The organism is Rhodococcus sp. P4_B6, assembly GCF_056402215.1.
Genome location: NZ_JBFUHV010000227.1, coordinates 1 through 11,427, shown reverse-complemented (window position 1 = coordinate 11,427; position 11,427 = coordinate 1). Strand labels below are relative to the sequence as shown.

At 67.6% G+C, this 11,427-nt stretch carries 11 protein-coding genes; 6 read left to right on the top strand and 5 right to left on the bottom strand.

Annotation, left to right across the window (positions count from 1 at the left end):
- The 3 genes from AC1DWT_RS45750 to AC1DWT_RS45740 all read right to left on the bottom strand — a co-directional run.
- Nucleotides 1–209, bottom strand: a 209-nt coding sequence (locus AC1DWT_RS45750) for a hypothetical protein (RefSeq protein ID WP_477925805.1), incomplete at its 3' end; no start/stop codon positions are given.
- 4 nt (nucleotides 210–213) lie between these two features.
- The gene (locus AC1DWT_RS45745; RefSeq protein WP_477925804.1) at nucleotides 214–846 is read right to left on the bottom strand and encodes an MBL fold metallo-hydrolase; all 633 of its coding nucleotides are present in this window, start codon (nucleotides 844–846) and stop codon (nucleotides 214–216) included.
- Nucleotides 843–1,928 (bottom strand): S-(hydroxymethyl)mycothiol dehydrogenase, encoded by a 1,086-nt coding sequence (locus AC1DWT_RS45740; protein WP_206013496.1) that lies wholly within the window; start codon nucleotides 1,926–1,928, stop codon nucleotides 843–845. The genes AC1DWT_RS45745 and AC1DWT_RS45740 overlap by 4 nt, the downstream gene beginning before the upstream one ends.
- 317 nt (nucleotides 1,929–2,245) lie before the next feature.
- On the opposite strand from AC1DWT_RS45740, the gene AC1DWT_RS45735 reads away from it, so the two are divergent.
- From AC1DWT_RS45735 to AC1DWT_RS45715, 5 genes are all read left to right on the top strand, one after another.
- On the top strand, nucleotides 2,246–3,742 hold the full coding sequence (locus AC1DWT_RS45735; RefSeq protein WP_477925803.1) for an aromatic amino acid ammonia-lyase: 1,497 nt from the start codon (nucleotides 2,246–2,248) through the stop codon (nucleotides 3,740–3,742).
- Nucleotides 3,743–3,808: 66 nt separating this feature from the next.
- Nucleotides 3,809–4,918: an ABC transporter ATP-binding protein gene (locus AC1DWT_RS45730; protein ID WP_206013498.1), complete on the top strand. Its 1,110-nt coding sequence runs from the start codon at nucleotides 3,809–3,811 to the stop codon at nucleotides 4,916–4,918.
- Nucleotides 4,915–5,565, top strand: a complete 651-nt coding sequence (locus tag AC1DWT_RS45725; RefSeq protein WP_072937263.1) for an ABC transporter permease — start codon at nucleotides 4,915–4,917, stop codon at nucleotides 5,563–5,565. The genes AC1DWT_RS45730 and AC1DWT_RS45725 overlap by 4 nt, the downstream gene beginning before the upstream one ends.
- Nucleotides 5,562–6,311, top strand: coding sequence for an ABC transporter permease (locus AC1DWT_RS45720; protein WP_206013499.1), 750 nt, complete (start codon nucleotides 5,562–5,564; stop codon nucleotides 6,309–6,311). The genes AC1DWT_RS45725 and AC1DWT_RS45720 overlap by 4 nt, the downstream gene beginning before the upstream one ends.
- Before the next feature lie 11 nt (nucleotides 6,312–6,322).
- Nucleotides 6,323–7,231 carry an ABC transporter substrate-binding protein gene (locus tag AC1DWT_RS45715; protein WP_206013500.1) on the top strand — a complete coding sequence of 303 codons (909 nt, stop codon included), beginning with the start codon at nucleotides 6,323–6,325 and terminating at the stop codon, nucleotides 7,229–7,231.
- A gap of 12 nt (nucleotides 7,232–7,243) precedes the next feature.
- Here AC1DWT_RS45715 and AC1DWT_RS45710 read toward each other — a convergent pair whose 3' ends face one another.
- Together AC1DWT_RS45710 and AC1DWT_RS45705 are read right to left on the bottom strand one after the other, a co-directional pair.
- Nucleotides 7,244–8,383: a serine hydrolase domain-containing protein gene (locus AC1DWT_RS45710; protein ID WP_072937286.1), complete on the bottom strand. Its 1,140-nt coding sequence runs from the start codon at nucleotides 8,381–8,383 to the stop codon at nucleotides 7,244–7,246.
- A gap of 118 nt (nucleotides 8,384–8,501) precedes the next feature.
- Nucleotides 8,502–10,280 (bottom strand): CocE/NonD family hydrolase, encoded by a 1,779-nt coding sequence (locus tag AC1DWT_RS45705; RefSeq protein ID WP_206016008.1) that lies wholly within the window; start codon nucleotides 10,278–10,280, stop codon nucleotides 8,502–8,504.
- 166 nt (nucleotides 10,281–10,446) lie between these two features.
- Here AC1DWT_RS45705 and AC1DWT_RS45700 point away from each other — a divergent pair, with 166 nt between their 5' ends.
- Nucleotides 10,447–11,121 carry a GntR family transcriptional regulator gene (locus AC1DWT_RS45700; protein ID WP_206016009.1) on the top strand — a complete coding sequence of 225 codons (675 nt, stop codon included), beginning with the start codon at nucleotides 10,447–10,449 and terminating at the stop codon, nucleotides 11,119–11,121.
- Nucleotides 11,122–11,427: the final 306 nt, after the last annotated feature.

The following is an 11,427-nucleotide window of genomic DNA, read 5'->3' as shown; positions in this document are numbered from 1 at the left end:
CACCCCGGACAGTCGAACCCGTGCCGCTGATTCAGCCGGAAGAAGGTCCGCGCCGTGCGCACCGGACCCATCTGCTCCAAACCACGCTTGAGCGACACCAACACCGCAGGAACACCCGCCGCATAGGACTTCTCGTGCGTGACGACGACATCGTCCTCGTCGAAGGTGTACCTGTCGGTGGCCTCGGGGCGGTCGGTGGTGTCGGTCATGGGATCAGTGTCCTCGGGCAATCCACTCGGCGAGATGCGGGGCCTCGGTACCGATCGTGGTCCCGTCCCCGTGCCCGGTRTGGACGAGCGTGTCCTCGGGCAACGCGAACAACCGGTCCCGGATCGACCCGATGATCGTCGGGAAATCCGAGAACGAYCGACCCGTGGCRCCCGGACCACCCGAGAACAGGGTGTCCCCGGAGAACAACGCCCCSACCTCCGGCAGAGACAGGCACACCGACCCCGGCGAATGCCCCGGCGCGTGGATCACCCGGATYTCGGTGCCCGCGATCGCGATCCGCTGCCCGTCCTCGAGATKCCAGTACTTGCCGTCCGGGTGGCTCATCTTCCACAGCACGTCATCACCCGGATGCAGCAGCACCGGGGCGTGCAACCGCTCGGCSAGYTCCGGGGCGACGGTGACGTGATCGTTGTGCCCGTGCGTGCAGATCACCGCGTTCACGTGCCGGCCCCCGACCGCGTCGACGATCGGCTGCGCACTGTGGGCGGCGTCCACGATCACCACGTCGGTGTCGTCCCCGATCAGCCAGATGTTGTTCTCGACCCTCCACTCCCCACCGTCGAGGGCGAAGGTTCCCTCGGTGACGACCCGCTCGATCCGCAACCGCCCGCTCACAGCACGACCACCGAACGCAGCACCTCACCGGCATGCATCTTGTGGAACGCCTCTTCGATCTCGTCGATCTTGATCCGCTCGGTGACGAACTTCTCCAACGGCAACCGGCCCTGCTGGAACAGATCCACGAGCATCGGGAAGTCGCGTTCGGGCAGGCAGTCGCCGTACCACGACGACTTCAGGGATCCGCCGCGGGAGAAGAAGTCGATCAACGGCATCTCGAGGGTCATGTCGGGGGTCGGGACCCCGACCAGCACCACGGTGCCGGCGAGGTCGCGGGCGTAGAACGCCTGCTTCCACGTCTCCGGACGCCCGACCGCGTCGATCACCACATCCGCACCGAAACCGCCGGTCAGCTCCCGCACCGCCTCGACCGCRTCCACCTCGCCGCCGTTGACCGTGTGCGTCGCACCCAGATCCCTSGCCCACTCGAGCTTCTTCTCGTCCCGGTCGATCGCGATGATCTTGTTCGCCCCGGCCAGCCGGGCACCCATGATCGCCGCATCACCGACMCCGCCGCAGCCGATCACGACCACCGAGTCGCCGCGGCCCACATTGCCGGTGTTCACCGCGGCACCGAGGCCGGCCATCACCCCGCACCCGAGCAGCCCGACGACCGCCGGGTCCGCGGAGGCGTCGACCTTGGTGCATTGTCCCGCATGAACGAGGGTCTTGTCGGCGAACGCGCCGATCCCCAGCGCCGGGGTCAGTTCGGTGCCGTCCTCGATCGTCATCCTCTGTGCGGCGTTGTGGGTGTCGAAACAGTACTGCGGGCGACCGCGCTTACACGCCCGGCACTGACCACACACGGCCCGCCAGTTCAGGACGACGAAGTCGCCGACCGCCACCGACGTCACACCCTCGCCGACACTCTCCACGATCCCGGACGCCTCATGCCCGAGCAGGAACGGGAACTCGTCGTTGATCCCGCCGTCGCGGTAGGTCAGATCCGTGTGGCACACACCGCACGCCGCGATATCCACCACCACCTCACCCGGACCCGGATCCGGAATATTCACGGTCGCGATCTCCACGGGGGCACCCTTGGAGCGGGCGATGACGCCTCGTACCTGCTGCGGCATTGGACTCATTCCTTCGGTCGATCAGTCAGAGCGGGATCGATGCATGGCCATATATGCACCTCTCCCGAGACCCTACGTTCCGGACGATCACAGAGGGACTGATCGAAGTGAGAGGTCGACCTAGCCGGAATGCCAGCCCCTCGGGAAGGGGTTGCGAACCTGTCGATCGCCGGAAACCGACGGTTGACAGGGTGCGGTATATACAGGACTATACATCTCGAACGAGTGAGGCAGACCACACTGAACGCAGACGCCGGACGACGTCGTCCGCACCCGCCTCGTGAGTACCCGTACACCGCATCGATCACGGAGTTCCGATGACCCGGAAAGATCCCCGCCCGACGGAGGAACCGCACCCGCCCGTCCCGGTGCTGCTCGACGGCTCCCAGCTCACCGTCGATCAGCTGACGACTCTGGCCCGGGAGCCGGCCGTCGTCGCGCCCGACCCCGCAGCACTCGACCACGCACGCCGTTCCTGGGAGACCGCGGTGCGCATCGCCGCGCGCCAGCCGATCTACGGACGCACCACGGGGGTCGGCGGAAACCGGGACACCTCCGTCTCGGACGGTGTCGAACAGGACCTCCGACTGCTCCGCAGCCACGCCACCGGCTCGGGTCCGTCGCTGCCGGACCACGTCGTCCGCGCCGCGATGATCATTCGGGTCAACCAGATCCTCAACGGCGGATCCGGTCTGCACCCCGACATCGTGACGGCGCTGATCGATGCCGTCGCCGCGGACGAACTGCCCGCCGTGCACGCTCGTGGGGCCATCGGCACCGGCGACCTCAGCGCGTTCTCCGAGATCGCGCTCGGACTGATGGGCGAGACACCGCTGCGGGACGGCCGGGTCGTGCCCCGGTGGACGGCGCATCAGGGTGATGCGCTCCCCTTGATCTCGACGAACGCGATGACCGTCGCGCTCGCCGCCACGGCCACCGACAGCGTGGCGAACTGGCTGGAGCATTCGCTGATCGTCGGCGTGCTGTCGCTGCTGGCGACGCGCAGTTCCGTCGAGCCGTTCGCCGCACGGGTGCAGGCGGCCCGCAGGCACCTCGGCCAGGAGGAGGTGGCGGGCCGGGTCCGGGAACTCCTCGCCGACCACGACGTCCGGGCCGCCCGGGTGCAGGACTCCTACGGGTTCCGCGCCCTCCCCCAGATCCTCGGCGCCACCTGGCAGGCGCTGCAACGACTGCGGGGGACCCTCGCGATCGAGATGAACTCGTCCTCCGAGAACCCGCTCATCTCCGTCGAGGACGACGCCGTGTTCCACAACGGCAACTTCCACGGGATGCCGATCGCCCTCGCTGTGGACGAGGCGAAACTCGCGCTGTCGAGCGCGGCGTTGCTGTCGCAGTGCAGGTTGGCCAACCTGTCGGATCCGGCGGTCACCGGGCTGCGGCCGTTCCTGGCCGACGGTCCGGCAGGCAGCAGCGGCACCATGCTGCTGGAGTACACGACGTCCGCGGCCATCGCGGAGATCCGGATKGCCGCCGCACCGGGTTCCCTCGGGCACACAGTCATCTCCCGCGGCACCGAAGACCACGCGAGTTTCGCGTCCCAGGCCGCCACCCAGCTGACCGACATCCTCGCGCAGTCCCGCATCGTCCTTGCGTGCGAACTGATCTCGGCGGTGCGGGCGCTCGGCCAGCAGCACCGCGACCTCGACACGGACACCGAACTCGGCGCCTACCTGCACCGTGCGCGCACGTGCCTGGACCCCCGGACCACCGACCGCCCCCTGAGCGACGACCTGAAAGCTGCGGTGAAGTTCCTGGAACAGTTGCCGAATCCGGAGAAAGACACAGCTCGGTAGAGCAGTCCCACCGACACCGAACTTCCGGGCGCCTCACCTCCCGGACTACACGAAAGTAGCACGCGGATGATCACATTCGACAAAGTCACCAAGGCGTACCCGGACGGCACGACAGCGGTGAACAAACTGGACCTCGAGTGCCCCAGCGGCAAGATCACGGCCCTCGTCGGTCCGTCGGGCTGCGGCAAGACGACGTCGTTGCGCATGATCAACAGGTTGATCGAACCGACGTCCGGAACCATCTCCCTCGACGGCGAGTCCACCGCGGACATGGACCCGGCGCTGCTGCGCCGACGGATCGGGTACGTCATCCAGCACGCCGGACTGTTCCCGCATCGCACCATCGTGGACAACGTCGCGACGATGCCGAAGCTGCTGGGGAAGACGAAGAAGGAGGCCCGGACGAGGGCCATGGAACTGCTCGAGACGGTCGGTCTGGCCGCGCATTTCGCAGATCGGTATCCGTGGCAGCTCTCGGGCGGGCAGCAGCAGCGAGTCGGGGTCGCGCGCGCACTGGCCGCGGACCCGGCGTTCATGCTGATGGACGAGCCGTTCAGTGCCGTCGACCCGGTGGTCCGGAGCCAGCTGCAGGACGAATTCCTCCGACTGCAGAAGGAGATCGGGAAGACGATCATCATCGTCACCCACGACATCGACGAAGCGCTCAAACTCGGTGACCAGGTGGTCGTGTTGCGGACCGGCGGAGTCCTGGCGCAGGCGGCCACTCCGCTGGAGTTGCTGACCGAGCCCGCCGACGAGTTCGTCGCCGATTTCGTCGGACGCGACCGCGGCTACCGGTCGCTGGGTTTCGCGAATCTCGACGGACGCGTGGAGACGGTCGCCGAACCCGTTGCTCGTCTGGGTGATTCGGCGGGCGAGGCCCTCGCGCGGACGTCCGACGACTGGCTTCTCGTCGTCGACCCGGCGAACAAGCCGATCGGGTGGGTTCAGCCGTCGAAGGTCGTCGGCAGCATTCACCCGGACGACGTGAATCTCAGCGGCACGGTCGCCGATGCGCACGGGACGATGCGGGCGCTGCTCGACGCCGCCCTGTCCGCACCCAGCAAGCGGGGTGTGGTCGTCGACGGCGACGGGGTGCTCGTGGGCACCGTGACGGCACACGCGGCCGTGGCGGCGATCGAGTCAGCGGATCTCGCGGGGGCGGTGGCCCGATGAACTTCGAATGGCTGGGTCGCCAGTCCGACCGCATCGTCGAACTCGTCGGCTGGCACATCCTGCTCTCCCTTGTCCCGATCGTCGTCGGCGTGATCGTCGCGTTGCCCATCGGCTGGCTCGCGCACCGCAATCGCCGGATCAACCCGTATGTGGTGGGGACCGCCGGCCTGCTCTACACGATCCCGTCACTCGCCCTGTTCGTCCTGCTGCCGCCGATCCTCGGGACGAAGATCCTCGATCCGATGAACATCATTGTCGCGCTGACGATCTACACCGTCGCCATGCTGGTTCGCGTCGTCGCCGACGCCCTCGACTCGGTGCCCCAGGAAACCGTGCTCGCCGCGACGGCGATGGGCTACCGGCCGTATCAGACCCTGCTCAAAGTTCAGCTCCCGGTAGGTGTTCCCGTCATCTGCGCGGGCCTGCGGGTGGCCGTGGTGTCGAACGTCAGCCTGGTCTCGCTCGCCGCTCTGCTCGGGATCCCGCAGATCGGTTCGCTGTTCACCCAGGGCTTCCAGTTGCGTTTCTACACACCCATCATCGCCGGTATCGCGCTCAGCCTGCTGCTGGCCCTGGTTCTCGACCTCCTCATCGTGCTCGCTAACCGGTTACTCACCCCGTGGACCCCGAAGGTGGTCACCTCATGATCGACTTCCTGCTCGACGGTGCTCATTGGACAGGGCCCGAAGGCATTCCGGCCCTGCTCCTCCAGCACCTGATGTACACGTTCCTCGCCCTGTTCGCCGCCGCGCTGATCGCCGTTCCTCTCGGCCTGTACATCGGGCACACCGGGCGCGGGTCCGTCGTCGTCGCCGGTCTGGCCAACTCGCTGCGCGCCCTCCCGACCATCGGGTTGCTGATCCTGCTGGTGCTCGTCATCGCGCCGTCGTTCTCGAGCAAGCTGGCCTACCTGATTCCGAGCCTGATCGTGCTGGTACTGCTGGCCATTCCGCCGATCCTCACCAACACGTACGCGGGCATCCGCTCCGTCGACCCGGCCGCCGTGGACGCGGCCCGGGGAATGGGGTTCCGGTCGATGCGCATCCTCACCGAGGTGGAGTTGCCCTGCGCGCTGCCGTTGATGCTGTCGGGTGTCCGCAGCGCCGTGCTGCAGATCGTCTCGACGGCGACCGTCGCCGCCTACATCTCGCTCGGCGGCCTGGGACGACTCCTCATCGACGGCAAGGCGCAGAGCGACTACGCGCAGATGGCGGCGGGAGCGGTCCTCGTGTCGCTCCTCGCACTCGCCTTCGATCTCGCGATCGGGTTCCTCACGGTGCGGGTCGTCTCGCCCGGACTCACCCGGCGGGTGCGCAGGTGCAAGCGCTCCGCCTCCGAAGACACCGCGGTCGCGGCCCGTCCCACGTCCGTACCCGAGCCCTCGCTGACCTGAAGGACATCACCATGAAGAAGGCATTGATCGTCGCGCTGGCAGGCGCCACCCTGATGTCGTTGACGGCTTGCGGGATCGGCAAGGATCCCCTCGCGGCCGACGGCGGCGGGAGCAGCGACGGCGCCATCGTCGTCGGTTCCGCGGACTTCCCCGAAAGCCAGCTGATCGCCACCATCTACGCGGAAGCGTTGCGTGCGAACGGCATCGACGTGACGGAGAAGCTGAACATCGGAAGCCGTGAAGTGTACGTACCGGCCATCCGGGACGGCTCCATCGACCTGCTGCCCGAATACTCGGGCGCGTTGCTCCAGTATCTCGACAGCGCGACCACCGCGACGGCGTCGGACGAGGTGACCGAGGAGATCAAGGCGAAACTCCCCGCCGGGCTCATTGCGCTGGAACCGTCGCCCGCCGAGGACAAGGACGTTCTCGCGGTGCGGCAGGAGACCGCGGACGAGTACTCGCTCGAGACGATCGAGGACCTCGTGCCCCACGCCGGCGAACTGACCCTCGGCGGCCCGCCCGAATGGAAGACCCGCGAGAACGGCGTCGCCGGCCTGAAGGACAGGTACGGGTTGACGTTCAAGGAGTTCCTGGCACTGGACGCCGGCGGGCCCCTCACGCTCAACGCCCTGCTCAGAGGTCAGATCGAGGTCGCGGACGTGTTCAGCACCGACCCGGCGATGCGTTCGGAGAACCTCGTGGCCCTCGAGGACACCAAGCACCTGTTCCTGGCGGAGAACATCACCCCGATCATCAACGAGAACAAGGCCGGCGACGACGTCCGCGCCGTGCTGGCGGACGTGTCGGCGGCGTTGACGACCGAGGATCTCATCGCGATGAACGAGCGGGTGGCCGACCTCGAGGACATGGGCGACATCGCCCGGGAGTGGCTGCAGGACAAGGGTCTGGCGTCCTGATCCTCCCCCGCGTCAGCCCAGTGCGTCGAACGTCGCCGTCGCGTACTGGGCGGTGCGGTCGGACCCGAGCAGTCCCGGACCCATCTTGTTCATCACATACGTCATGGTCATCCGACGTTCGGTGTCGACGACGACCTGCGAACCGCCCCAGCCACCCCAGAAGCAGATCCGCCCTTCGGGGACGAACGGCACCGACACGGGTGTCGGCAATCCGTAGCCGACGCCGAACCGGATCGGCTGCCCCAGCGCCAGATCCACGCCGTTCGACTGCTCCTCGAAGATGAGGGAGATGGTGTCCGGCGACAGCAGGCGGACGCCGTCGAGTTCGCCGCCGCAGGCCACCACGGACTGGATCCGGGCGAGTGACCGGGCGTTGCCCTGACCGCCGGCCGCGCCGTTCTCGGCCCTGCGCCACGCGTCGGACCAGGACGCGGAGGCGTCCGGTCCGGGCCCGGTGAACGTCCTGACGATGACGCTGGCGGGGTCGAGGGACGCCAGGTCGATCGGCAGCGGCGGCGGCGGGACCACGTTCGACACCCGGCCGAACTCCGACGGGTCCAATCCGATGTGGAAGTCGGCCGCCAGCGGTCCGGCGATCTCCTCGGCCACGAAACGGCCCAGGGTGCGTCCGTCGACCCGTCGGACGACCTCGCCGATCAGGTGACCGTAGTTCAGTGCGTGGTATCCGGACGCCGTGCCCGGCTCCCACCACGGCGCCTGGGCGGCAAGTCGTTTCGTCGATTCGGCGAGGTCGAACGTGTCCTCGACCGTGATCGGCTGATCCCACCCCGACACCCCCGAGGTGTGCGAGAGGAGATGCCGGACCTCGACGCGCTCCTTGCCGGCGGCCGCGAACTCGGGCCAGTACTTCGCGACGGGCGCGTACACGTCCAGCAGACCGCGGTCGACGAGCATCAGCGCGGCGAGAGCGGTCACCGTCTTGGTGCACGACCACACGTTGGTGAGGGTGTCGCGTCCCCATTCGGCGGTGTGATCGGGATCGGACCATCCGCCCCACATGTCGACCACCGGGTGTCCGTCGAGGGTCACGACGATCGACGCGCCGAGCTCCTCACCGGAGTCGAGATTATCCTTCAGTGCGTCCTGCAACGCCGCGAAGCGCTGGTCGCACACTCCTCCGAGCTCGGTCACCTGCGGTTCCTCTCCACCGGCCGACGTCATATTGATATTGACATCGGATTCAATTGAGGGTTCCCAGTGTGATCCCGAGGCGGTGTGATGTCAATCACGTGCTGCTCGGGGCTCGTTTTCAGCCCGTCACCGGCAGCACCAGCGCCTGCCCCGGGTCGCCCGCGGCGATGGTGACCTGATGCGGCACCAGCCCGCCGCGGAAGCTCTGATCGCCGCCGGCCACCACGAGGCGAACACGGTGCCCCTCACCGAAGCGATGGACGATCGCCGGCATCACGACCCGCACGGGCTCGCCGGGTGCCACCATCCGCACCGGCGCGACCTGCCCGTTGATCAGCGTCTCGGTGCCGTCGGGAGCCACGTCGTACAGCTTGGCGAAGACCACCACCGCGTCTTCGACACCGGTGACCGCGGGTGCGGCCGCGACCCGGACGTCGAGCAGGGACGCTCCGACCACGTCCAACGGGGCATCGAGGATCCCCGACGACCACTCGGCCTCGGTTCCGGGCTCGACACTCTGCGGGACCGGGGCGTTCGGCCTCGTGTCCGGTGCCTCGCGGTCGGTGGGGAGTCCGCCGGGCAGCGTGTTCAGCGTCTGGGCGCCGGCCACGATGCGGTCGCGGCGGTCGGTCAGTGCGCCGTCACCGGAGAGGTAGAGCGAATAGTCCTGACCCACCGAGACGTCCGAGGATTCGGCGTACGCGGGTGTGGCGTTGCCGGTGTAGTCGACCCAGTTGCGGAAGTAGCTGAATACCGGCCCGGTGTCCGCCCCGCTGTCCCGCAGGTAGTGGTCGAACCAGTCGATGATCCGGCCCGCCTCGTACTGGGTGTCGGGGTTGGGGTCCTTCATGTTGATCTCGCCCTCGGCGGGAGTCAGGTTGGAATGCCCCCAGCTGTGCCAGATCATCTTCACGTCGTTGCCCTGTGCCTGCAGCGTCTCGAAGGTGGCCTTCGACTCGTTGAGGTCGAACAGCGTGTCCTGCTGACCCTGCAGCAGCAGCACCGGGATCTTCACGCGATGGGCGTACGACACCACGGAGGACTGCCGCAGGAAGTCGACGGACGCCGGGTCCGGGAAACCCTGCACCGCGGACTGTGCCAGCGCGGGGCATGCGGGATCGGCGAAGTTGGGGCACCCCAGGGCCCGCACCGGGTCCTGCGCGTAGCCCTCCGCGCGGGGGTTGGTAACACCGACGGCCCCGAACGTCAGCGACCACACCACCTTCGATGCCCCGGGAACCGACGTGCTGACCCCGGACGTCTGGTCGATGCTGTTGGGCGCGAGCGAGTAGCTGAGGTCGTTCCAGGTGATCATCGGGATGATCGTGTCGATCCGTGGGTCCACCGACGCCGCGGCGAACTGCACCGCCCCGCCGTAGGACCCACCGATCATCCCCACCCGCGGATCGTTCGCCTCGGCCGTGCCGTGGTGGGCCGTCGCGTCCTGCACCACGTAGTCGAGACCCGCAACGGGAACGGTGTGCGCGGGATCGACGAACGCAGTCCCGTCGCGTCCGCCGAGGAAGCTCACCAGTTCACTCGCCGCAACTCCGTCGTACTCGGGGTTGTCCATGTGGATCTTGCAGCTCGAACCGCCGAAGCCCAGCCCGGAATAGGCGAGCACCGCGTAGCCCCGCGAGGCGAGGAACGAGCCGATACCGGCCTGATCGTTCTTGGAACCGCCGAAGCCGTTGGTGGTGAGGACGGCGGGGACGCGATTCGACGCCGACGCCGCATCCGGTTTGTACACGTCGCCGATCACGTCGCACGGTACGTCGCGGTTCGGTCCGACAAAGACCTGGAAATGGAGCGTCGTCTTCGTGAACCCGCCCGCGTCGGCGGTCGCCGGAGCGGCTGCCGCGATCGGTGTCAGGACGGTGGCCGCGGCCACCGCCATCGTCAGCGTCGATCTGCCCACCCTGCGATTCACAGCCCACCCGCCATCCGTCACGCCGTCCGGAGAACCTCCGAAGAGCGTAAACGCTCTGGAACTGTGACCAACTCGGATTGCCGGTATGTCGCGACACCCGAGCGACCGTGCCGTTTATATTTGAGTCGTGGCAATGTCCAAGCGCGCCGAAACGTCACTGTTGACCGACCAGGTCTACGACATGATCCACGAGTCGATCATGAACGGTGATCTGCCTGCCGGTGCCCGCCTGCGAGTGCGAGATCTCGCCGAACAGGTGGGAACCAGCGTGATGCCGGTGCGCGAGGCGATCCGCCGGCTCGAGGAAGCCGGGTTGGCCGAGCGATCACCGCACAAGGGGGCAGTGGTCAAGGGCCTCACCCTCGCCGAGTTGGTGCACGTCTACGACGTGCGCCGGTTGCTCGAGGTGGAGGCCGCCCGGCTCGGCGCCCAGCGAATCAGCGCTGCGGACAGTACCCGGATGCAGGACGAGTTCGCTCTTATGCGCACCGCCCTCGACGAGCGGCGTGTGGTGGCCTATCTCGACCACGACGAGGCGCTGCTGACGATCCTGTACGAGGCCGCCGAGAATCCCGTGCTGGTCGACACGATCCGCACGCTGTGGCAGCGTTGCCGGGCATACAAGATCGTCGGCGCCGAGGGCACCGTCGACACGACCGAGGACGACTCGCTGTGGAAGTACCAGCAGCGTCTCGTCGAGTCCGCCCGGGAGCACGACGACGCCGCGGCCGCCGCGGTCAACAACGATTCGCTCCTGGACGCGACCGCGCGGATCAAGGCGCAACTCGCGCAGCAGGACGCGAGCTAGACGCGCACCCGTGGCCTGACGCGACCACCCCCATGTGAGTGGCAAAGCGTGCCGGGGGACGCTTTGCCACTCAGTGATACTGGTTGGGTTCGTTGACGCGGCCGGTCTGACTCGTTGCCACTCTGACGCCCGCAAGGACTGTCCTTCACGTGATGTGTCGACCGACCGCGTCGACGAACACACGCGGCCGGTCGGGCGGAGTGACCTGATAGGAGCCTGACTTCGACAAGTCCCATCACTGAGTTGTCCGCCGTCCCGACCGGTGCGTGGCCACCAGATGAAAGGGACAGCCATGACCCCAGCATG